The 21,397-nt window shown below is 28.5% G+C and carries 24 protein-coding genes; 8 read left to right on the forward strand and 16 right to left on the reverse strand.

Annotated features, from left to right (window positions below; all coding sequences use genetic code 11):
* The first annotated feature begins 70 nt into the window (after positions 1–70).
* Together L8T82_RS01190 and L8T82_RS01195 are read left to right on the forward strand one after the other, a co-directional pair.
* Positions 71–523 (forward strand): methylated-DNA--[protein]-cysteine S-methyltransferase, encoded by a 453-nt coding sequence (locus tag L8T82_RS01190; protein ID WP_263725698.1) that lies wholly within the window; start codon positions 71–73, stop codon positions 521–523.
* A 1-nt stretch (position 524) separates the two neighbouring features.
* Positions 525–1,403: an EamA family transporter gene (locus L8T82_RS01195; RefSeq protein WP_263669813.1), complete on the forward strand. Its 879-nt coding sequence runs from the start codon at positions 525–527 to the stop codon at positions 1,401–1,403.
* On the opposite strand, the gene truA is transcribed toward L8T82_RS01195, so the two are convergent.
* Genes truA through glmU form a run of 7 tightly spaced genes read right to left on the reverse strand, consistent with a single transcriptional unit; the run spans position 1,357 to position 7,598 of the window.
* The gene (truA, locus tag L8T82_RS01200; RefSeq protein ID WP_133318766.1) at positions 1,357–2,091 is read right to left on the reverse strand and encodes a tRNA pseudouridine(38-40) synthase TruA; all 735 of its coding nucleotides are present in this window, start codon (positions 2,089–2,091) and stop codon (positions 1,357–1,359) included. The two genes, L8T82_RS01195 and truA, sit on opposite strands and share 47 nt — an antisense overlap.
* Positions 2,091–3,116, reverse strand: a complete 1,026-nt coding sequence (locus tag L8T82_RS01205) for an LptF/LptG family permease (protein ID WP_214100351.1) — start codon at positions 3,114–3,116, stop codon at positions 2,091–2,093. Before L8T82_RS01205 ends, truA begins: the two co-directional genes overlap by 1 nt.
* Positions 3,113–3,862 carry a prepilin peptidase gene (locus L8T82_RS01210; protein WP_220567266.1) on the reverse strand — a complete coding sequence of 250 codons (750 nt, stop codon included), beginning with the start codon at positions 3,860–3,862 and terminating at the stop codon, positions 3,113–3,115. The genes L8T82_RS01205 and L8T82_RS01210 overlap by 4 nt, the downstream gene beginning before the upstream one ends.
* Complete coding sequence (gene uppS / locus L8T82_RS01215; protein ID WP_263725699.1) at positions 3,859–4,527, reverse strand: polyprenyl diphosphate synthase; 669 nt, start codon at positions 4,525–4,527, stop codon at positions 3,859–3,861. Before uppS ends, L8T82_RS01210 begins: the two co-directional genes overlap by 4 nt.
* Before the next feature lies 1 nt (position 4,528).
* Complete coding sequence (locus L8T82_RS01220; protein WP_263725700.1) at positions 4,529–5,149, reverse strand: hypothetical protein; 621 nt, start codon at positions 5,147–5,149, stop codon at positions 4,529–4,531.
* Positions 5,146–6,309 carry a bifunctional phosphopantothenoylcysteine decarboxylase/phosphopantothenate--cysteine ligase CoaBC gene (gene coaBC, locus L8T82_RS01225; protein WP_263725701.1) on the reverse strand — a complete coding sequence of 388 codons (1,164 nt, stop codon included), beginning with the start codon at positions 6,307–6,309 and terminating at the stop codon, positions 5,146–5,148. The genes L8T82_RS01220 and coaBC overlap by 4 nt, the downstream gene beginning before the upstream one ends.
* Entirely contained in the window at positions 6,306–7,598 is a 1,293-nt protein-coding gene (glmU, locus tag L8T82_RS01230) for a bifunctional UDP-N-acetylglucosamine diphosphorylase/glucosamine-1-phosphate N-acetyltransferase GlmU (protein ID WP_263725702.1), read from the reverse strand. The genes coaBC and glmU overlap by 4 nt, the downstream gene beginning before the upstream one ends.
* A 161-nt stretch (positions 7,599–7,759) precedes the next feature.
* On the opposite strand from glmU, the gene L8T82_RS01235 reads away from it, so the two are divergent.
* The 6 genes from L8T82_RS01235 (at position 7,760) to L8T82_RS01260 (ending at position 15,771) form a co-directional block, all read left to right on the forward strand.
* Positions 7,760–10,105, forward strand: a complete 2,346-nt coding sequence (locus L8T82_RS01235; RefSeq protein WP_263725703.1) for an autotransporter outer membrane beta-barrel domain-containing protein — start codon at positions 7,760–7,762, stop codon at positions 10,103–10,105.
* 145 nt (positions 10,106–10,250) lie between these two features.
* Positions 10,251–10,985 (forward strand): flagellar type III secretion system pore protein FliP, encoded by a 735-nt coding sequence (gene fliP / locus L8T82_RS01240; RefSeq protein WP_133318758.1) that lies wholly within the window; start codon positions 10,251–10,253, stop codon positions 10,983–10,985.
* Between the two features lie 65 nt (positions 10,986–11,050).
* Positions 11,051–12,799, forward strand: coding sequence for a bifunctional anthranilate synthase component I family protein/class IV aminotransferase (locus tag L8T82_RS01245; protein ID WP_263725704.1), 1,749 nt, complete (start codon positions 11,051–11,053; stop codon positions 12,797–12,799).
* A complete protein-coding gene (locus tag L8T82_RS01250; protein WP_263725705.1) occupies positions 12,796–13,362 on the forward strand; it encodes an anthranilate synthase component II in 567 nt (188 codons plus the stop codon). The genes L8T82_RS01245 and L8T82_RS01250 overlap by 4 nt, the downstream gene beginning before the upstream one ends.
* A 95-nt stretch (positions 13,363–13,457) precedes the next feature.
* Positions 13,458–13,715 carry a hypothetical protein gene (locus tag L8T82_RS01255; RefSeq protein ID WP_263725706.1) on the forward strand — a complete coding sequence of 86 codons (258 nt, stop codon included), beginning with the start codon at positions 13,458–13,460 and terminating at the stop codon, positions 13,713–13,715.
* 22 nt (positions 13,716–13,737) lie between these two features.
* The gene (locus tag L8T82_RS01260; protein WP_263725707.1) at positions 13,738–15,771 is read left to right on the forward strand and encodes an autotransporter outer membrane beta-barrel domain-containing protein; all 2,034 of its coding nucleotides are present in this window, start codon (positions 13,738–13,740) and stop codon (positions 15,769–15,771) included.
* A 53-nt stretch (positions 15,772–15,824) separates the two neighbouring features.
* Here L8T82_RS01260 and L8T82_RS01265 read toward each other — a convergent pair whose 3' ends face one another.
* The 9 genes from L8T82_RS01265 to ffh all read right to left on the reverse strand — a co-directional run bounded on the left by L8T82_RS01265 (position 15,825) and on the right by ffh (position 21,364).
* On the reverse strand, positions 15,825–16,154 hold the full coding sequence (locus L8T82_RS01265) for a Spx/MgsR family RNA polymerase-binding regulatory protein (protein WP_263725708.1): 330 nt from the start codon (positions 16,152–16,154) through the stop codon (positions 15,825–15,827).
* On the reverse strand, positions 16,148–17,488 hold the full coding sequence (locus tag L8T82_RS01270; protein ID WP_263725709.1) for a class II 3-deoxy-7-phosphoheptulonate synthase: 1,341 nt from the start codon (positions 17,486–17,488) through the stop codon (positions 16,148–16,150). Before L8T82_RS01270 ends, L8T82_RS01265 begins: the two co-directional genes overlap by 7 nt.
* 53 nt (positions 17,489–17,541) lie before the next feature.
* Positions 17,542–17,895, reverse strand: coding sequence for a cupin domain-containing protein (locus L8T82_RS01275; protein WP_263725710.1), 354 nt, complete (start codon positions 17,893–17,895; stop codon positions 17,542–17,544).
* A 1-nt stretch (position 17,896) separates the two neighbouring features.
* Entirely contained in the window at positions 17,897–18,253 is a 357-nt protein-coding gene (gene rplS, locus L8T82_RS01280; RefSeq protein ID WP_012661698.1) for a 50S ribosomal protein L19, read from the reverse strand.
* A gap of 11 nt (positions 18,254–18,264) precedes the next feature.
* Positions 18,265–18,969, reverse strand: coding sequence for a tRNA (guanosine(37)-N1)-methyltransferase TrmD (gene trmD, locus L8T82_RS01285; protein WP_133318752.1), 705 nt, complete (start codon positions 18,967–18,969; stop codon positions 18,265–18,267).
* Positions 18,966–19,490: a ribosome maturation factor RimM gene (rimM, locus tag L8T82_RS01290; protein WP_133318751.1), complete on the reverse strand. Its 525-nt coding sequence runs from the start codon at positions 19,488–19,490 to the stop codon at positions 18,966–18,968. The genes trmD and rimM overlap by 4 nt, the downstream gene beginning before the upstream one ends.
* Positions 19,480–19,725, reverse strand: a complete 246-nt coding sequence (locus tag L8T82_RS01295) for a KH domain-containing protein (RefSeq protein WP_043019956.1) — start codon at positions 19,723–19,725, stop codon at positions 19,480–19,482. The genes rimM and L8T82_RS01295 overlap by 11 nt, the downstream gene beginning before the upstream one ends.
* A 2-nt stretch (positions 19,726–19,727) precedes the next feature.
* Positions 19,728–19,955, reverse strand: coding sequence for a 30S ribosomal protein S16 (gene rpsP / locus L8T82_RS01300; RefSeq protein ID WP_012661702.1), 228 nt, complete (start codon positions 19,953–19,955; stop codon positions 19,728–19,730).
* Between the two features lie 71 nt (positions 19,956–20,026).
* Positions 20,027–21,364: a signal recognition particle protein gene (gene ffh, locus L8T82_RS01305; RefSeq protein WP_220566836.1), complete on the reverse strand. Its 1,338-nt coding sequence runs from the start codon at positions 21,362–21,364 to the stop codon at positions 20,027–20,029.
* Between the last annotated feature and the right edge of the window lie 33 nt (positions 21,365–21,397).

Raw genomic sequence — 21,397 nt, forward strand, 5'->3', positions numbered from 1 at the left:
TAAATTTTTGCTTTAATAACAATTAATTAATTTAAAATTCATACAATGATTATTTTAAAATGAGGAAAAAATGTATCAAAGTTTTTACAAAGCTAGTTTTGCTTATATTCTTTTGCAGAGCAATGAAAATAAACTTATCAATGTTGATTTTATAACATATAAGCCCAATTTTACTAAAGATAAACACGCTATTTTAGAACAAGCCTTAGAAGAGTTAGACCTTTATTTTAATAAAAAACTTTTTTTCTTTAATACACCCCTAGCTCTTCAGGGGAGCGAATTTGAGCAAAAAGTATATAAAGCTTTAATTAAAATTCCCTATGGACAAACTAAAACTTATCAAGAAATTGCTTCTTTTGTCAATCATCCAAAAGCTTTTAGAGCGGTAGGTAATGCAAATTCTAAAAACAAACTTGCAATTTTTATACCTTGTCATAGAGTGGTAGCTAAAAATCACTTAGGCGGATACAATGGTGGTTTATTTATCAAAGAAGCTTTACTTAAATTAGAAGGTGTGCTTTAAAATGCCAAGTTTATTACTAGCAAGTTTTATTTGGGCTTTTTCTTTTCCATTAATTGGGCATTTTATAACCTTAGAAATGGATAGTTTTTTTGCTGCATTTGCAAAAGTTTTTTTGTCTTTATTAGTATTTTTACCTTTTTTAAATTTTAAGCTGAATTTGCATTTAAAACTAAAACTCATAAGCATTGGAGCTTTACAACTTGGTGTGATGAATTTATTTTATTATCATTCTTTTTTATATTTAAGTGTAAGCGAAGTGGCACTTTTTACGATTTTTACACCTTTTTATGTTGTACTTTTTTATGGGCTTTTTTCAAAAAATCTTAGATATTTATATTTTATAAGTATTTTTATATGTATTGTAGGTGCTTTTGTAGTTAAATTTGATAATATTAACTCTAATTTTTTATATGGCTTTTTACTTATTCAAGGAGCTAATTTAGTATTTGGCACTGGACAAAGTTTTTATAAAATTTTATTAGAAAAAAATACAAATTTAAATCAAAAAGAAGCTTTCGCTTATTTTTATTTAGGCGCAACCAGTATAACCCTACCTGCTTTTTTATTTTTTGGAGATTATAATAATTTACCATCCAATTTAAGTTCTTGGATAGCTTTGATTTATCTTGGGACTATTGCTTCAGGACTTGGATATTTTTTATGGAACAAAGGCTCCACTGAAGTAGATAGCGGGGTTTTAGCCTTGATGAATAATGCTATTATACCTATAAGTATTTTTATCAATATGAGTATTTTTGGAGTAGATGTAGAGCTACTACCTTTTTGCATAGGAACCTTGATCATTCTTTTTTCATTTTTTATACATAAAAAAATCATGCATTATTATAATAAGAAATCTTACTCAAATACAAACCACTAGCAGGAGCTAAAAATCTACAATGAGCTTTTTTGGCATTGATTTGATCTAAAAGCTCATTTTTGCTCATTTTTCCTTCTAGTACTTTTAAAATACTTGCCATCATCATTCTAATTTGAGATCTTAAAAAACCATTTGCTTCAAAATAAAACACAGTGTAATTTTTATAAGCATAAACTCTAGTTTTATACATTTTTCTTATACTTGTTTTATTATCAGAGCCTTCTTTTTGAAAGAGTTTAAAATTATGCTCTCCTTCAAATAAAAAAGCAATTTCCTTGGCTAATTTAATATTTATTTTTGGATAAAAATACACATATGAGGCTAAAAAGGGATTATATTTTCCATGACTTATAATATAGCGATATGCTCTTTTTTGCACATCAAAACGCACTTGGAAATTTTCTTGCATTCTTTGGATATGCTTTATATGTATAAATGGGTGTGCAAAATGATTGATTTTATTTTTTAAATATACAAAATCTTTAAAATGTTCTCCCGCTTTTACGCAAGCGACTGCATTAAATGCATGCACACCTTTATCAGTTCTTGAAGCAAATAAAGGCTTTTCATAAATACCCAAATGCGACAAGGCCTGCGCTAAGGTATCTTGAACACTAAGCTTATGTGGCTGGGTGGCTGAACCTTGAAATTTAGAACCATCATAAGAAAAAGTTAATTTTAAAAGCATTAATACTTACTTGCAATTTTTGCTTTAAAATAAAACAAAGAAGTAATTAAAAAGCTTGAAAAAATCACAGCAATAGCTACAAAAGGAGGATTATAAAAACTAATCAAAAGCGTAAAATAAGCAAAAATAATCACAAAAATTCCAAAATAAGCAAAACCTTTTTCATAACGATAAGTTACTATACCAAAAGAGAGTGCAAAAAGCACGCTAGCTAAAGGAAATAAAGCTATAAGAATATAAATAACAAATTCTTTTGCTTTTTCTTTATTGCTTGTTACATCAGACCAATACCCATAAAAACTTTGAGTATTTAATTCTTTAGAAGAAAGTTTGCTTTTAATTAATAAATTTTTAAAACTAGAAATATGCCAATCTTCTTCTTTAATCTCATAAGCTTTTCCTTCGTCTAGTTTAAAAGTAATAACACCATCATTTGTTTCTAACTTTCCTTCTTTGGCTAAAATCACTTGTTCTTTATCTTGTGGGTTTTTCTTTGGATGATACATTATGATATTTTTATAAGTTTCATCAGAATTTTTAGCATCAATAAAAACAAGCCATTCTCCATATCTTTGTCCAAATTCCCCTGTTTTTATACTTACTTTAGCACTAATTTTTTTATAATCTACAAAATTATCAAAAAGTTCAAAAGATATAGGTATAAAAACCAAAACCACCACAAGCATAAAAGCACTTACCAAAGCTGCAATTTTTGCAAAAAAACTTGCTATCATGCTTGGAGCTATACTCAAAGCAAATAACACTGTGCTTTCATTTTCCCTAGAAAGCCTATAAAAGGCCAAAGTCAAAGCTATGAAAAAAGATATGGGTAGAGTAAAAATTAATATCTTTGGTAAAAGAAAAATATATAATTTGATTAATTCAAAAAAAGTAATTTCAATATAAGCAGTAATTTTAGCAAGTTGTATAAAAAAAATAATCGAAACAATAATAAATAAAGTAAAAAATAAAGATAACATTGTGCTTAAAAACTGATTAAGCAAATACTTATAAACTAGTTTCATAATATACTTTCTACACTTAGATTAATCAAAATTCCACAAAATAAAAAAGGAATCATAGGCATTTGATAATCTTTCTTGGCTATTTTTATAAACATCAAAAGACTTAAAAAACTTGCAATAAATAAAATCAAAAAGCCTTTTTCATAGCCAAAAATTCCAAAAATCAAAGCTATTATTATAACATCACCTTCCCCTAAACTTTCTAAAATTTCATCTCTTTTTTTAAAATTTTTAATAAAATTAATCACACTTTTTAGTATGAAAATTAACCCCGCCCCAAAACACACTCGAAACAAAAAGCTATCTTGAAAATCCTCTAAATTTAAACCATTTTGCAAAAAATCAAAACAAAAAGCTAAAACAAACAAAATCCAAAGCCAAAGCTCACTCACTGCTTTTAGATAATAATCCATCCAAGAAAGTGCTAATAATACAGCTAGCATACAAGCAAAAATTAAAATTTGAAAAACATCTTCGATTAAATAAAAAGCAAAGACAAACAAACACGCACAAATAAATTCATTAAAAGGATAAATCAAAGAAATTCTTTCTTTACAAAAAGCACATTTGCCTTTTAAAAATACAAAAGATAACAAAGGAAAAAGATGATAAAATTTCAAAGTTTTAAAACACTTAGGGCATTTTGATCTTGGGCTTATTATGCTTTCTTTATTAATCGTTCTTAAAATCAAAACATTGACAAAAGAACCCACACAAAGCCCTAGTAATAAAAATAAAAATATCATTTACCAAAGGTTCTTTTGCGTTTTTTAAACTCAGTAATGATATTTGTGATTTCTTTTTTAGTAAGTGCAGGAAATAAGGTTTGACTAAAATAAATTTCTGCATAACTTGATTGCCATAATAAAAAATTTGAAATTCTTTTAGCACTCCCTACCCTTAAAAACAAATCCACATCTTCACTTAAGTCAAGATTTGCTTGTATATTTGCTTCATTAATTTCAAGATTTTTTTCAATCACCTTTTTAACCGCTCTAACTATTTCATCCTTACCTCCATAAGAAATAGCTAAATTTACGCATAATTTTGTGTAATTTTTAGTTTGCTCTTGAAAATTTTGTATTTTTTTCAAGGTTAATTCATCTAAAAGACTTAAATTTCCTATAGCCTTAAAACGCACTTCATTAGCTATAAATTTATTTAAAGATTCATCAAGATATTTATTTAATAGTTTAAAAAGAAACCCCACTTCTTCTTTTGGTCTTTGCCAATTTTCTGTACTAAAAGCATAAAGGGTTAGATTTTGAATTTTTTCATCTATACATACTTCTATAATTTTTTCAACAACTTTAGCACCTTGACTATAGCCAATTTTTTCTAAAAGTCCATTTTTTCTAGCCCATCTTCTATTGCCATCCATTACTACAGCAAGATGCTTTAGCTCATTCATTCTATCCCTTTATATCCATCAATCTTTTAAAAACAAACATAGGATTGAGCGTATTAATTACTTCAAATTTAAAATACTCGTTTAAAAAATGTGCTACTTTGGCAAAAGGTGTTTGTATGCGTATGATTTTACCATTATCAATTATAATTTTTAAAGCACCAAAAATTTCAAAATACAAATATACCTCTAAAATATTTCCATTTTTCTTAGCTTCAAATAAAGCTCTATTTCCCTCATAAACAAAAGGTATATGATAAATTCCTTCAAAAAATGCAAAAAACATTTCCTTATAAATTTCAAACTCATATGCGCTTTTGCTTTCCATAAGTTTTTGGATAATGAATTTTTTATACCAAGCTTTTTCATCACCTTCTTGTAAAAGCTTTTCTATAAGTTCAGCTCCCTCTTCAAAAAGTCTAATTTTAGGCTTTTTTAAAAGATTTTTAAAAGAAATCACGCCTTTATCTTCATAAACTTCAGCTAAATACTCCTCCCCTACTTCAAGCTCTATCAAACTTTTTGTTTCAAGCTTTTTAGTGTTTAAAAGCAATACATAGCGATTATATGCGCGTTTTTCTAAAATTTGCATTCTTACAGGTAAGGTTGAGTTGATGATATTCACCAAAGTTTCCTTAATTCTTGTGCTAAAATAAAACCAAGTTTTTCTTTGCTTTGTTTGGAACTTTGAGAGATACTATCTTTAGTGATAAAACAAATGCTATTTTCATCACTTCCAAAGTTCATTTGCTCATTTAAGACATTTAAACACACCATATCTAAATTTTTACTAACTAAAGATTTTTTAGCATTTTCTAAAGCATTTTGCTCATCAAATTCCATCTTAAAGCCTATTTTTTTGCCTTTAAAATCTAAATTTTTTAAGATATCCTCATTAAGCTTTAATTTTAAATCAAGTCCGTTTAAATGCTCATTTTTCTTAATCTTACCCTTGTAAGCCTCAAGAGTAAAATCACTCACAGCAGCAGCCATAATTAAAGCATCAAAATCTTTGTATTTTTGCAATTTTTCTTTTAGTTCTAAAGAAGATTCAAATTTTTCTAATTTATAAGGTGTTTTAAACCCTACTGAGCTAACTAACACTACTTTAGCACCTAAAAAATACAAGGCATCAGCAACCGCCTTTGCCATTTTTCCACTTGAGAAATTACTAATACATCTTACATCATCAATTTTTTCTTTAGTGCCACCACCACTTACAATAAAACTTTTATCTTTAAAAAAATCTTCTTGCATTAGACTTCTTTTTAAAGCATTTATAATACTATCAAGCTCAGCTAAAGCTCCTAGGCCCTCATCTTTACAAGCTAGAGTTTTAACCATAGGATCAATGATAATATAACCTTGCTCTTTTAAATTTTTTAAAGAATTTTGAGTGCTAAAATGTAAATACATGTTTGTATTTGCAGCGGGTGCGATTAAAAATGGTTTATTTTTATCTACTGCTATTAAAGTTTGAATAAATAAATTATCTGCTATACCATAGTTTAATTTATTAATAGAATTTATACTAGCAGGCGCAAAAAGCACACAATCGCAAGTCTTGCTAAAAGCTATATGATTATTAGTATTTTGCCAACTTTCATTATCTTCACATAAAATTTCATCCGCTAAAGCTTCAAAGCTAAGCTTAGTGCCAAATTTTAAAACTCCCAAACTTAGTAAAACTTTAACCCTAAAACCTTCTTTTTTTAATAAAGAAATCAGCTCATAAGCTTTATAAAAGGCTATGCTTCCACTTACTGCTAGTAAGATTGTTTTCATTTTTTACCTAGTTTTTTATAGTAAAAATCTTCTATAATTTGCGTCTTTGCTCTATTAATATACAAAGAGCCTTTTTCTACATCCTTACACACGGTGCTTCCTGCTGCGATGATTACCTCATCTTTTATCTCAACCGGAGCGATAAATTGCGTATCTGAACCTACAAAAACATTTTTACCTATTTTGGTCTTATGTTTTTTAACCCCATCATAATTACAAGTGATAGTACCACAACCTATATTAGTTCCCTCGTCTATCTCACAATCCCCTAAATAACTCAAATGTCCTGCTTTAACTCCATTTAATAAAGCATTTTTACATTCTACGAAATTTCCTATATGGGTATTTTTAAGCTGGCATTTTGGACGCAAATGTGCTAAAGGCCCTACATCGCTATTTTCTACTATACTATCTTCAATCACACTTGAACTTTTAATGATAGAATTAATGATTTTTGATTTTCCTTCTATACGCACATTTTCATACACCTCACACTCACCTACAAACTCAACTTCATCTGAAATAAAAGTCGTCGCAGGCATGTGAAAAATCACTCCTTGCTTCATCCATTCTTTTTTAATCGCTTCTTGCATAAGATCTTGAGCTAGGCAAAGCTCAATTTTATCATTTACCCCCATAAAATCTTGCTCATTTACAAACACCGCATCGATTTCATAGCCCTTTTCTTTTGCTAAATAAACCGCATCGGTTAAATAATACTCTTTAGCTTTATTATCATTTTTTATCAAAGGCAATACTTCTTTTAAAATTTGTGCTTTTATAGCATAAACACCACTATTGCAAATGTTTATAGTAAGTTCTTCTTTGCTTGCATCTTTTGTTTCTACTATTTTTTGAATTTTATTTTCTTTTAAAACTATTCTTCCATAACTTTTTGGATCTTTTGCCTTAAAAACTGCCACATTAAAATCACTCTCATTTAAAGCTATTTTTTCTAAATCATCTGCTTTAACTAAAGGCATATCGCCACATAAAATCAACACTTTTTCATGCTTACTCTCATAATTTCTTAAAGCCCCTGCAGTACCTGGAAAATTTTGCAAGTCTTGTTCTAAAAAGCGTGTATTTGGAAAATGCTCTAAAACAACTTGTTCAACCTTTTCTTTTTGATGAGAAAGCACCACACATACATCATCACTAATTTTATATGCTTGTTTTAAAACATGTAAAATCATTGCTTTTGAGCAAATTTTTTGAAGCACTTTTGGATTTTGTGATTTCATACGCGTGCCAAGTCCAGCAGCCAAAATAAGCACAGAAATTTTCATAATTTACCTTTGTTTTAAAAATTATTGCTTATTTTAACAAGCTAAAGTAAAAATTCTTACTAGTTGTTATTTGTTTTTTACAGATTTTCATTTACTTTAAACTTAAATTTATGGGGGGGGTATAATGCTTTTTTCAATTTAAATTTACAAGGAGTAATCAAATGAAACTTTCTTATTACACAAGTAAAGTTTTAATGGGAGTTAGCATTAGTGCTTTATTAAGCAGTGCTGCTTTAGCTCAAGAAATAAATCATGAAAATTTTTCTAGTTATTTTAGTTATAAAGATGGAATTTGGAGTTTAGATTCTAAACAAAACATAGAATTAAAAATAAGCCCTTCAGATATTCAATCTTATTATATTGGAGAAAATAATGATAAGCCTATAAATGAATTTAATATCAAAACAAATGGTGTTTTAACCATAGGATCTGATTCAGATTGGGTAGATCTAGGTGAAACTTCAACTAATGAAGCACGATATGATTTATATAGTGTTAATTTAGAAGCAAAAGAAATTATTTTAAATAAAGATCAAACTTCTTTAAAAGCAAATAAAGCTTTTAATATAAAAGGAAATGTTACACTAAAAGGTAGCTCACCTATAACAAATGATAATATAAGCAACGAAGAACTTGATAGACCTAGTTTAGATGTATGGAATGGATATGGCGAAAAAGATGGCTATATGAGCATACAAGGAAATTTAAATGTAAATAATTCTTTTATTGGTATATTTGATGCAAATAAAAAAGGTGGCTTAATCTCTGTAGATGGAGATGTAAATATAAAAGATTCAGCTATAGGTATAAGCACAAATAGTGTTTCAAATTTAGGTATAAACAACTATGTAGCTATAAAAACAACAGGCAATTTTAACCAAGATATAGATAAAAACTTAGTAACGGCACTATATACTAAAGATATAACGAGCATGCTTGAAACAAGTAATTTACTTCCAAAAAATGTATTTTTTGAAGATACTGATTTGGCTCAATTTACAGATTATAAACTTAGTGTTTCTAATGATGGCAAAAGTCTTTTAATTAGCGGTGGTGCTAATGAAAATGTAAGAGATTTATCAAAAATATTAAAATCTGAAATTGATATTAGAAAAGAAGCTTTAGATAGCTTTAATAATATAAAAGAAGATATTAAAAGAAATGAAAATTTAGAAAATTCTGGATTTGGAACCTACCAAAAACCAGGATATATTGGCGATGATGCTATGCTTGAGGCCATAGCACAAGCAGAAAAAGAACTGCAAGAACAAATTAAAAAATTAGAACAACAAATCCAAGATATACAAGATAATGGTGGAAAATTTGATGGTGGTGATTTAGTTGAAAATATGAAAGATATTAGCTTAGAAAATAAAAATTTAGCTGTAAATATGCTAAATAGTATTTTAGATTCTAAACTTAGCAATGATGCTATCGCAGCACTCACTCTAGATACCACAGGAAAAAATCTAAACACACTTACCACAAATACAAAAGCAAGTGCAAAAGCTATAGTAAATAATGCTCAAAATTCTTCTGTTAATTCATCTATAGGTGTAGCAAATGACCTAGCAATTGGAACAAGAATAGCAAAACTTTCAAATCCTTATCAAGATAAAGCTTTAGTAGAAAAATTTGCTACAACCCATATAGCAGCACTAGCAAGCGATGTTTATAATTATTATGGAAATTCTTCATTTAATAATAGCTTTTGGGGTAATGTTTTTGGTGGTGCAAATATCATAGATGGAGATAGTGGTGCTTTATATGGATTTACACTAGGTGCTGATAGAAAAATCAATGATAATGCTTTGCTTGGTTTTTACTTTACTTATGCTGATTCAACTATCAAAGATGGAGTTATGGAACAAAAATCAGATAACTATCAATTTGGTATTTATTCTTTAATTAATCCAAACGATCAATGGGAAATTAATCTAAGAGCTTACGGGCAAATTTCTCCAACAGATCAAAGTGTTGTAATGTTAAATGATTCTAATAAGGCTGATTTTGATAGTAAATTCTTTGGTTTAAGTGCTAATGCCGGTAGAATTTTTAATCCAAATTCATCATCATTATTCATCAAGCCTTTTGCTGGTATAAATTACTACTACGCACACACTCCAAGTTATAAAGAAAGTGGTATGTTTGCAAAAGATGTTCAAAGTATGACAAATAATTCCATATCTTTAGAACTCGGTGCTGAATTTAGAAAATATATGAGCGAAACATCATATTTATTTATCACTCCAAAAATAGAACAATATGTAATGAATAATGGAGATGATTATGTAGCTGGATTTGTTGGATCAAATTCAAATTTTATCATCAAAGGTAATGATAAGAAAAAAACTTATGGACAAATCATCATAGGTGGAAATGTAGATATTAGTGAGCAATTTAGCTTAAATGCAGGTGTTGGAGCTAAACAAATACTAGCTGGTAAAACAGATGGTAAAAATGAAACTTATGTAAGTGGTCAAGTAGGTTTTAAATACAAATTCTAAAAAAAATATTTTTTGAGAAACTCCTAAATGCTAGAGTTTTTCACTCTAGCATTTTAAAAATAAACCATTAATTCAATCATATAAATTGCATTTTTAAGAGTAAAATTGCTAAAATAATGCTTTTAATTTTAACCAAGGAAATATTTTGAGGGTTTTACTAGTTTTATTTTTATCAAGCCTAGCTCTTTTTGGCGCTGAAGCAACTATACCAACTGTAAATTTAAGCCTTAGTGCCCCAAATAGCCCTCAACAGCTCGTAACAACTTTAAATATAATTATAGTTTTAACTATACTAGCACTTGCTCCAACTATCATCTTTGTAATGACTTCATTTTTAAGACTTATAGTAGTTTTTTCTTTTCTAAGAACTGCTCTTGGCACACAAACCATGCCTCCGAATACTATCTTAGCGACACTAGCTTTGATTTTAACTTTTTTTATTATGGAACCTGTTGCTACAAAATCATACAATGAAGGCATAAAACCCTATATTGCTGAACAAATAGGCTATGAAGAAGCCTTTGCTAAAGGCGTTAAACCTTTTAAAGATTTCATGTTAAAAAATACCAGAGAAAAAGACTTAGCACTTTTTTATAGGATCAGAAATTTAGAAAATCCAAAAACCATAGATGATGTTCCTTTAACGGTTTTAGTGCCTGCTTTTATGATAAGTGAACTCAAAACTGCTTTTGAAATAGGCTTTTTGCTTTTCTTGCCATTTTTAGTTATTGATATGGTAGTAAGCTCAGTGCTAATGGCTATGGGTATGATGATGTTACCACCTGTTATGATTTCCATGCCTTTTAAATTGCTTATTTTTGTTTTGGTAGATGGATGGAATTTGCTTATACAAAATCTCGTCAAAAGCTTTTTAACTTAGCAATTTAGAGCAAAAATATGTGTATTACTAGCTTTATTTGTATTTTTCTAAATCAAAGATTTTAAATGGCATTTGCTATATTTGGAAAATACCTTTATGATGATCTTGCCTTCACTCTTAAAGCTCACACTCAAAAAGAAAGTAAAAAAGCTTTCAAAATCATAGAAAAATATAAAAATCAATATTATTTTTTAGGCTATATTCAATATGAATTCTATAAATATCTAGAAGATAAAAATTATAAAAGCAAAGAGCCTTTTTTATATTTTTTTGCTTTTAAATCAAAAAAAATCTTTACAAACGAAGAAAAAAATTTAGACTTTTATCCAAGTTTTTCATCCAATTTAAACCAAGAAAAGTATTTTGAAAACTTTGACAAAGTCAAAGAAGCCATAGCTAAAGGTCAAAGTTATCAAGTTAATCTTACTCAAGAACTACATTTACAATCAAATCTTAATGTGTATGAGAGTTTTTTAAGCCTTTATCCTAAGCAAAATACCCCATATAAAGCTTATATGAAAAATGAATTTTTAGAATTGGCTTCATTTTCACCTGAACTTTTTTTTAAAATCAAAAATAAAAAAATCATCACAAAACCCATGAAAGGCACAATCAAACGCTCAAATAATCCAAAAGAAGATGAAAGTCTAAAAAACTTTTTAAAATGCGATGAAAAAACTATTAGTGAAAATGTAATGATAGTTGATTTATTACGCAATGATATTTCAAAACTCATCAAAAAACATTCTTTAAAATGCGAACTTTTTAAGGTTAAAACCTACCCTACCTTACACCAACTCATTTCAAAAATAAGTGGGAAATTAAAGCCAAAAAATGATTATTTTAAAATTTTCAAAGCCCTTTTTCCATGTGGATCTATCACAGGTGCACCCAAAATAGAAACTATTAAACTCATAGAAAATTTAGAGCAAAGAAAACGCGGGATTTATTGTGGAGTGATAGGTTTAATCCATAAAGATAAAGCAAAATTTAGCGTAGCCATACGCACTTTAGAGAAAAAAAATAATGATGATTTTTTAAGATATGGTGTGGGAAGCGGACTTGTATGGGACTCACAAAAACAAGATGAATTTGAAGAATTAAAACTAAAAAGTAAAATTTTAAAACCTAATTTTTATTTATTTGAAACAATGTATTATAAAAATCATTCTATTTTATTTTTCAAAGAACATTTGACAAGAATTTTAAACTCAGCTAATTTTTTTGGCTTTGATACTCAAAGATTAAAACATGATTTTAAAAATATACTAGAGAGCAAAGATAAAAAATTCCATTTTAAATCTTTACAAAATTTTAACAATTTTGTTTTCAATCATCATCATTTTTTTACAAAAAGTAATTTTACTCAAAAAGGCTCAAAGGCTATTAAATTAAAACTTTTTGAAAATGGCCTCTATGAGTTTGATTTTAGCAATATACAAGAAAATTCAAGCAAAAAACTACTCATAAATAAAGACATCATAAAAGTAAATCTTTTAACACACCATAAAACTTCTCTGCGTAGTTTATATGAGACAAATTCTCATCTATGGAAAGAAAATATTTGCTATGACATAGTTTTTTTTGATGAAAAAGGCATACTTTGTGAGGGTTCAAGAAGTAACATTATTATAAATTTAAATGATGAGTATTTTACCCCTTATGCTAAAAACTGCCTAAATGGTATTTATAGACAAACACTCTTAAAACACAAGCTCATCAAAGAAAAAGATATCACTAAAGATGAGCTTTTAAATGCTAAAGAAATTTATGCTATTAATTCTTTAAGAGGCTTAAAAAAGGTATTTTTGTGAAAGTTTTGATTATAGATAATTATGATTCTTTTACCTACACCATAGCCTTTTATTTAAAAGAATTAAACATTGCTTATAAAATTATTAAAAACGATAAAATCAAAAATCCAAAAAAGCTTAAAAAATATGATTTTACTCATCTTTTAATCTCCCCTGGACCAAATTCTCCAAAAGAATCAAAGTTAAGTTTAAAAGCTATAAAGTATTTTAAAAAAGATAAAAAAATTCTTGGAATTTGTCTAGGACACCAATGCATAGCACATGCTTTTGGTGGTAAAATTTCTAAACTTCCAAATCCAACTCATGGTAAGGTAAAAACTATAAAATTTAAACCAAACCCACTTTTTAAAAACCTTGAGCAAAATTTTAAAATTTGTTTATATCACTCTCTTTATGTTAATCATATAGGTGAAAAATGTGAAATTTTAGCCCATAGTGAAGATAATATCATCATGGCTTTAAAACATAAAAAATACGATATTTATGGAGTTCAATTCCACCCTGAAGCCATACTGAGTCAAAATGGCAAAAAGCTACTTAAAAACTTTCTTACTTTGCAATAATCTAATATTTATATTTTTTTCATTTACTTTAAACTTAAATTTATGGGGGGGGGGTATAATGCTTTTTTCAATTTAAATTTACAAGGAGTAATCAAATGAAACTTTCTTATTACACAAGTAAAGTTTTAATGGGAGTTAGCATTAGTGCTTTATTAAGCGGTGCTGCTTTAGCTCAAAATATTGACATACAATATACAGGTTTTGATCAAAATAATGCTAAGAATTATTTTAATGAAGAAACCAATGGAAATTTTACATTAAAAAATGAATACACCAATAATGATTTAACATTAAATATTAAAATATGGGATATTCCAAATGAATTATTAGAAAAAAAACTCTCAATTATATGATAAAGCTGGTGTTAAAATTGACTTGGGAAATAACAATCTTACAATCAACAACATAGATATGCATTCTAACACTTCTACAGATGAAGATAAAGCTGCTTATATAGGAAATTTCAATATTAGTGCAAAAAATATTTATGCAAATGATATTATTTTTCAAGCATTACATAAAGAATCTGTTATCAATGGAAATATCTATTTACAGGGAAGTAAAGATGTTGATATAAAAAATATAGCTGGTGCTCATGATGATAGACGAGGTTCTACTATTTTAATAGGAAATGGTATAGCTGGAACAAGTGGCTCCTTAAGTATAAATGGAGATCTAAATGCAGATAAGACTGGTTTTGTTTATCAAAGTGATAATAGAAATCAAGTAGCTATAAAGGTTAATGGCAATGTTAATATCACAAATTCTATTTTTTCTGTGGGAACATCTAGCTTTAGCAATCTAAAATTAGATAACTTTACCTTTATACAAGCAGACAACTTCAATAAAAACATCATAGAAAATCAAATAACAGCTAGCCTTGGTAAAGATATTTATAGTGTTTTAGAAAATAAAGAAAAACTTGAAATAGATGAAACACTTGTGCATATATTAGATTTAAGTAAATTTGTTAATTACAACCTTTCTATTTCAAATGATGGAAAACATCTTTTAGTAAATGGAGGAGCCAATGATAATATAAACAATAACAAAATGATTTTAGAATCTGAAAAAGAATATTTATCTTATTTCAAAGAAAGACTAAAAGAAGAATTAGAAAGTGATAAATGTAATAATGATATAAAAAAATGTGAAAATATTTATAACGCACTTAATGAAATTAAAAATAAAATACAAAATATTAATGAAATTATAGCAAGCAATAGCAATGTTGGAAGTGGAGAAATCTCTAATGATGATTACATTAAAAACGATTCTAGTGTTTCAACTTCTAACAAAGACTTTGTTTCTAAAATTTTAGATGGACTTAAAATTGGTGGAGATTTAAATGCAATAGGTAGTATTAAATTTGATAAAGTCGGAGAACAAGTAGCAAATGATATAAAAGATTCAGCTAAATCTATCTCGAATGTAAATCAAGCCTCATCGGGTATAAACTCGACTATCAATGTATCAAATGATGTATCCATAGGTTCTCGTGTAGCTATGTTAAATAATCCTTATGGAAATTACGCTACAAAATTATCTCAAATAAGATTTGCTACTAATGATTATAGAGGAAATTATGTTGATAATTATAATAACAGCATTTGGGGTAATGTAATAGGCGGTGCAAACATCATAGATGGAGATAGTGGTGCTTTATATGGAGCCACTATAGGTATGGATAGAAAAGTCAATGATGATGTTATTATTGGTGCTTATTTTACTTATGCAAACGCTGATATAAAAGATAATCTTTTAACCCAAAAATCAGATAATTTCCAATTTGGTGCTTATTCTAATATCCATATAAGTCCAAAGGTAGAAGTTAATGTTAAGGCTTATGCTCAAATTTCTCCAACAGATCAAGATATTGTAAATAGAGGATTTAACACTACAAATAGTGCTGACTTTAATAGAAAATTCCTTGGTTTGAGTGCTAACATGGGATATATTTTTGATTTTAGTAATAATACCTTATTTATCAAACCTTTTGCCGGAGCAAACTACTACTATGCATATACCCCAAGCTATAAAGAAAATGGAATTGCAGGAAAAGATGTCAATAGCGCTAGCAATAATTCTATTTCTTTAGAACTTGGTGCTGAATTTAGAAAATATATGAGCGAAACATCATATTTATTTATCACTCCAAAAATAGAACAATATGTAATGAATAATGGAGATGATTATGTAGCGAGTTTAAATGGAGTAGCGCTACCTAGCGTAAAAAGTGATGATAAGAAAAAAACTTATGGACAAATCATCATAGGTGGAAATGTAGATATTAGTGAGCAATTTAGCTTAAATGCAGGTGTTGGAGCTAAACAAATACTAGCTGGTAAAACAGATGGTAAAAATGAAACTTATGTAAGTGGTCAAGTAGGTTTTAAATACAAATTCTAAAAAAAATATTTTTTGAGAAACTCCTAAATGCTAGAGTTTTTCACTCTAGCATTTTAAAAACTCTCATATTCTTTAGCTATAAAAACTTCATCATCTTTTACAATTAATGGGCGTTTTATAAGCGTTGGATTTTGCAAAATCATCACTTTAATTTCATCTTGGTTTAAATTTTGAAGTTTTTCTTTATTTAACCCTAATTTTCTAGCACTCATACCCGCTGTATTTACAAGCTCTAAAACACTCTTTTTACTAAGCCAAAAATTTAAAGTTTCTTCATCTAGCTTTTTAATATCTAAAAATTCAAATTCAATTTGCTTAGAATTTAAATAATCCATGGCCTTTTTAACACTATTACAATTTTTAATACCATAAAATTTTAACATTTTCTTGCCTTTTTAACTAAGTCTGCTATGATAAATGCTAATTCTAAAGCTTGGTCAGCATTTAATCTTGGATCACATTGTGTTTCATAGCGTTTGGAAAGTTCTTCTTGAGTGATATTTAAAGAGCCTCCTACACATTCTGTTACATTTTGCCCTGTCATTTCCAAATGTACCCCACCAGGATACGCTCCTTCACTCATAGCTATCTCAAAAAACGCACGCACTTCTTGAATAATTTTATCAAATTCTCTTGTTTTAAAATTACCTGATTTAACCGTATTTGCATGCATAGGATCTATGCTATAAAGTATATTAAACCCTTCTTGTTTTAACTCTTTAAATAATTTTGGCAAGGCATTTTCTATCTTATCACATCCCATACGGATGATGAAATTTAATCTTCCTGCTTCATTATGTGGATTTAAAATACTTACTAGCTTTTTTATCTCACCTAAATCATAATTAGCACTAAGCTTAACACCGAGTGGATTTTTTACTCCACTTAAAAAATGTACATGTGCTTCATCTGCTTTTCTAGTACGCTCACCTATCCAAAGCATATGTGCTGAACAATCATAAATTTCCCCGCTTAAACTATCTACTCTAGTTAAAGCTTCTTCATAAGGCAAAAGCAAGGCTTCATGAGAAGTATAAAAGGCTGTTTGAGAAAGATTTGGGGTATCAGTGATACCACAAGCTTGCATAAAAGCTAAAGCTTGAGTGATTTTTTCACTAAGTTCATTATATTTTTTCCCAAGCTCTGCTTTTTTTAAAAAACCCAAATTCCACTTATGCACTACTCTTAAATCTGCTAAACCACCTCTTGAAAAAGCTCTTAATAAATTTAAAGTTGTAGCACTTTGATAATACGCTTCTAGCATTCTTTTAGGATCGGCTATTCTTGATTTTTCATTAAATTCAAAACCATTAATAATATCCCCACGATAACTTGGAAGTGTTACTCCATCTACTTCTTCAAAATCACTACTTCTTGGCTTTGCAAATTGTCCTGCAACACGCCCTACTTTAACAATAGGACAAGATCCTGCAAAAGTAAGTACTATGGCCATTTGAAGCATAACTTTAAACATATCTCTTATATTATCAGCACCAAAATTTACAAAACTCTCTGCACAATCTCCTCCTTGGAGTAAAAATGCTTGAGAATTTACAACCTTAGCAAGGGATTTTTTTAACTTATCTACCTCACCTGCAAAAACAAGTGGTGGTAATTTTTCTAATTTTTTAACAACATCTTGTAATTCATTTTCATCAGGATATTGCGGCTGTTGCTGAATTTTATAATTTTTCCAAGAATCTTTAGTCCATTTCATAGCTTAACTTCCTAATTTTAAGTAAGCTAAAATTATACAAAATGAGACTTAAATTAAGATTTCAAAACGCTCTCAACGCGTTCAAGGCTATCTTGTTTATATAGAGTTAAACGCACTATAGAATCTTCTAGTGCTAAAAGATTATGAATTTCATTAGCTTTCAAACTAATGCTATCTAAAGATTTAAGTAGAATTTGCTGATTTAAAACTCCAAAATCAATAGAGCCTTTTAATACTTGTATAGTAATATCAAAAGGTGCTTTATGATCTTTCATAAAGCTATCCTTTGACATATTTATGCATATTTCCTTAGCATAAGCATTTTCTATTTTTTTAGATATATTTATGCCATTTTCAATTTCTTGTTTCCAAGAAATTACTTCATGCATTTGAGTTCTAAATTTCATTTTATTTTTTAAGTTCTTTAATACGAGCAGCCTTACCTCTTCTATCTCTTAAATAGAATAATCTAGCACGGCGTACACGACCTCTTCTTAATACTGTAATACTTTCTAAACTTTCACTATAAATAGGGAAAATTCTTTCAACACCTACATTGTTAGCGCCTATTTTACGCACAATGAAAGTTTCATCTACACCATTTCCTCTACGCGCTATACAAATACCTTCAAAATTTTGAATTCTTGTTTTATCGCCTTCTTTAATGCGAATAGCAAGTCTTAAAGTATCTCCAGCACGAAATTCTGGAACATTTTTACCTTCAATTTGTTTTTGCTCAAATTGCTCAATGTATTTATTTTTCATAACGATATTCCTTAAAATTTGCGTTCATGCTTTTGATACAAATCAGGACGAAAATATTTCGTTTTGCAAGACGCCAAAGTAGTTTTTAAAGCTGTGATTTTAGCGTGATTTCCCTTTAAAAACTCTGAAGGAACATAAAATTTTTTATTTTCCTTTTCAAAAACAAATGGCTTAGAAAATGATGGTGCTTCTAATAAATCATTTTCAAAACTTTCTTCACTTAAACTTTCACTATTTCCAAGAACATCTTGAATATTTCTACTAATAGCATCACACATCACCAAAGATGCTAACTCTCCACCTGTAAGTATAAAATCTCCTATAGAAAACACTTCATTAGCAAATTCTTCCACAATACGCTCATCTAAACCCTCATATCTACTACATACAAAACAAATATGCTCTTTGACGCTTAATCTTTTAGCATCTATTTGCTTAAAAGTTTTAGCACATGGTAAAAGAAAAATAAAATGCGTATTTTTATCTTGGCTTTTAATATGCGTTAAACAATCATATAAAGGCTGAGCTTGTAATAAAAGTCCCGCACCACCGCCTATTTTATAATCATCTACTTTTAGATGTTTATTTGTAGTAAAATTTCTAGGATTAACAAAATCAAATTCTAAAATTCCTTTTTCTTTTGCCCTTGCCAAAATAGAAGTTTTAAAATAAGGCTCAATAAGCTCTGGGAATAAACTTACAAAAGTATATTTCATGAATTTTCTAAAATATCTAAAGCAGATTGTGTGAATATTTTTTTATTTTCTATATCAACTTTTTGAATATATTTATCAACATAAGGAATATAAAAGTTTTTAACCTTTGTCTGTAGTTTTTCATCGCATTTTATACAGAATAAAAATCCAGCTCCATTTTCTAAAATATCTTCAACTATACCTAATTTTTGTTCATTTTCAAAAATTTCACAGCCTATAATATCAAAATAAAAATACTCATCTTTTTTTAACTTACAAGTTTCTTTTGTAGTTTTTATGCTTTGAAATAGTGTAATATTAGTTAGTTTTTTTGCAGATTCTAAATTCTCAAAATCTTCAAATAAAACCAAAGATCTTGTTTTATCGAAAGCTTTTATGGTGTAAATTTTTTGATTACCATCAAAAAATTTAGCACCTGCTTTAAACTGCTCATAAAAATCACTTAAATTATGTAATTTTACATAACCTTTCAAACCAACACTTTTCCCAAGTTTAGCAACTTGGACCAAATCATTCTTCAATAGCTTTTACCGTTATACGATATGAAGTTGCATCTTTAACTTTATAAGCCATAATAACTGTTTTTATTGCGTTGATTAATTTCCCATTTTTTCCGATCAACTTACCAGTGTCAGTTGGATCAACATAAATGATAATTTCAGCAAAATTGTTTTCTAAATTTTGTTTTTGTATATCAACTTTTTCAGGAAAATCAACAATTAATTTTGCGTATTCTCTTAAAAAATTTTCAACCATTTTTACTTGCTTGTAATAGCTGCTACTCTATCGCTTAATTTAGCACCTACGCTCTTCCAATAAGCTAAACGCTCAGCATCAAATTTTACTACTTCAGGTTCAACCATAGGATTATAATATCCAATGCTTTCTATCCAACTACCATCGCGTCTTTTTCTACTATCAGTTACAACTATACGATAAAATGGTCTTTTTTTGCGTCCCATTTTTGTAAGTCTGATTACTGTCATTTTAATACTCCTAAAAAAATTAAAATTTTGTTATAGATATTTTAACTCATATATCCATAAAAAAGCTTTAATTATTGCGGTCTTTTAGCTTGCTGCAACATATTCATAAAATTTTCCATTCCTTTTTTGTTTGAAAATTTCTTTGCCAACTTAGCCGCATTACTAAATTGTTTTAAAAAGCGATTTACTTCCATTTGAGATAAACCAGCACCCTCTGCAATACGACGCTTTCTTGCGTTGTTTAACAAATCAGGATTTTCTCTTTCTTTTGGCGTCATTGATGAAATCATTGCTTTAATATGAATAATTTCTTTAGAATTATCCAAATCAATATCTTTAATATTTGCTGCCATAGATGATAAACCAGGTATCATACCAATGATTGATTTCATACTACCAAGTTTTTTAACACTTTCCATTTGATTTAAAAAGTCATTGAAATTAAATTCACCTTTTTTGATTTTTTTATTAAGTTTTTTTGCTTCTTTTTCATCTATAATAGCGGCAGTTTTTTCAGCCAAAGTCGCCAAATCACCTTCACCCATGATACGATTAACAATCCTATCAGGGATAAATACTTCTAAATCAGCTACTTTCTCACCAACACCAATAAATCTTAAAGGCACACCAATTTGTTTAGCTATACCTAGCGCAACACCACCTTTAGTATCTGCATCAAATTTACTTAAAATAACCCCAGTGATTTCTAAAGCTTCATTAAAGCTACTTGCTGTTTTAACTCCATCTTGACCACTCATAGCATCAGCTACATAAAATACTTCATCAGGATTTAAAATAGCTTTTACTTCTTTAAGCTCATTCATCAAAGCTATATCAATTGCCAAACGGCCGGCAGTATCTACAAGCAAAACATCATACATAGAATTTTTTGCTTTTTCTAAAGCTTGTTTAGCTACATTTAAAGGATTACTTTCATTTTCTATGAAAAATAAATCAAGCTCATTAGCTTGAGTGAGTTGTCTTAATTGCTCTACCGCAGCTAATCTTTGCAAGTCACATGCAGCAATTAATACTTTTTTATTTCTTAGCTTTAAGTAATTAGCAATTTTTACCGTAGTAGTAGTTTTACCACCACCTTGCAAACCACACATCAAAACAACCGTAGGTGGCTTACTAGCAAATACAAAACCTTGATTTTTACCTTTAACACTAAGAATTTCTTCTAAATTTTTCTTAATTGAGTCTAAAAATTGCTTTTGGCCTATGCCATTAGTTTTTACATCATTTTCTACCAAAGTAAGTAATTCTTTCGTAACTTTATGATGTACATCTGCTTTTAAAAGGGCTTTTTTTAAAGTGTCAAGAGCATTTTTTAAAGCTTTTTCATCATCAACAAAACGAAGTTTATTAACCGCGGATTTAAATGACTCACTAACTATTTCAAACACTTTATTTTCCCTTTATTAAAATTTTAAAAAGCT

The organism is Campylobacter sp. IFREMER_LSEM_CL292 (genome assembly GCF_025771615.1).
In the GTDB taxonomy this organism is placed as follows: domain Bacteria; phylum Campylobacterota; class Campylobacteria; order Campylobacterales; family Campylobacteraceae; genus Campylobacter_D; species Campylobacter_D lari_D.

Excerpts from the sequence above, each read along its gene's own strand:
- L8T82_RS01190 (WP_263725698.1), top strand. The coding sequence starts at position 71 with ATGTATCAAAGTTTTTACAAAGCTAGTTTTGCTTATATTCTTTTGCAG.
- L8T82_RS01195 (WP_263669813.1), top strand. The coding sequence starts at position 525 with ATGCCAAGTTTATTACTAGCAAGTTTTATTTGGGCTTTTTCTTTTCCA.
- truA (WP_133318766.1), bottom strand. The coding sequence starts at position 2,091 with ATGCTTTTAAAATTAACTTTTTCTTATGATGGTTCTAAATTTCAAGGT.
- L8T82_RS01205 (WP_214100351.1), bottom strand. The coding sequence starts at position 3,116 with ATGAAACTAGTTTATAAGTATTTGCTTAATCAGTTTTTAAGCACAATG.
- L8T82_RS01210 (WP_220567266.1), bottom strand. The coding sequence starts at position 3,862 with ATGATATTTTTATTTTTATTACTAGGGCTTTGTGTGGGTTCTTTTGTC.
- uppS (WP_263725699.1), bottom strand. The coding sequence starts at position 4,527 with ATGAATGAGCTAAAGCATCTTGCTGTAGTAATGGATGGCAATAGAAGA.
- coaBC (WP_263725701.1), bottom strand. The coding sequence starts at position 6,309 with ATGAAAACAATCTTACTAGCAGTAAGTGGAAGCATAGCCTTTTATAAA.
- glmU (WP_263725702.1), bottom strand. The coding sequence starts at position 7,598 with ATGAAAATTTCTGTGCTTATTTTGGCTGCTGGACTTGGCACGCGTATG.
- L8T82_RS01235 (WP_263725703.1), top strand. The coding sequence starts at position 7,760 with ATGAAACTTTCTTATTACACAAGTAAAGTTTTAATGGGAGTTAGCATT.
- L8T82_RS01245 (WP_263725704.1), top strand. The coding sequence starts at position 11,051 with ATGGCATTTGCTATATTTGGAAAATACCTTTATGATGATCTTGCCTTC.
- L8T82_RS01255 (WP_263725706.1), top strand. The coding sequence starts at position 13,458 with ATGAAACTTTCTTATTACACAAGTAAAGTTTTAATGGGAGTTAGCATT.
- L8T82_RS01265 (WP_263725708.1), bottom strand. The coding sequence starts at position 16,154 with ATGTTAAAATTTTATGGTATTAAAAATTGTAATAGTGTTAAAAAGGCC.
- L8T82_RS01270 (WP_263725709.1), bottom strand. The coding sequence starts at position 17,488 with ATGAAATGGACTAAAGATTCTTGGAAAAATTATAAAATTCAGCAACAG.
- L8T82_RS01275 (WP_263725710.1), bottom strand. The coding sequence starts at position 17,895 with ATGAAATTTAGAACTCAAATGCATGAAGTAATTTCTTGGAAACAAGAA.
- rplS (WP_012661698.1), bottom strand. The coding sequence starts at position 18,253 with ATGAAAAATAAATACATTGAGCAATTTGAGCAAAAACAAATTGAAGGT.
- trmD (WP_133318752.1), bottom strand. The coding sequence starts at position 18,969 with ATGAAATATACTTTTGTAAGTTTATTCCCAGAGCTTATTGAGCCTTAT.
- L8T82_RS01295 (WP_043019956.1), bottom strand. The coding sequence starts at position 19,725 with ATGGTTGAAAATTTTTTAAGAGAATACGCAAAATTAATTGTTGATTTT.
- rpsP (WP_012661702.1), bottom strand. The coding sequence starts at position 19,955 with ATGACAGTAATCAGACTTACAAAAATGGGACGCAAAAAAAGACCATTT.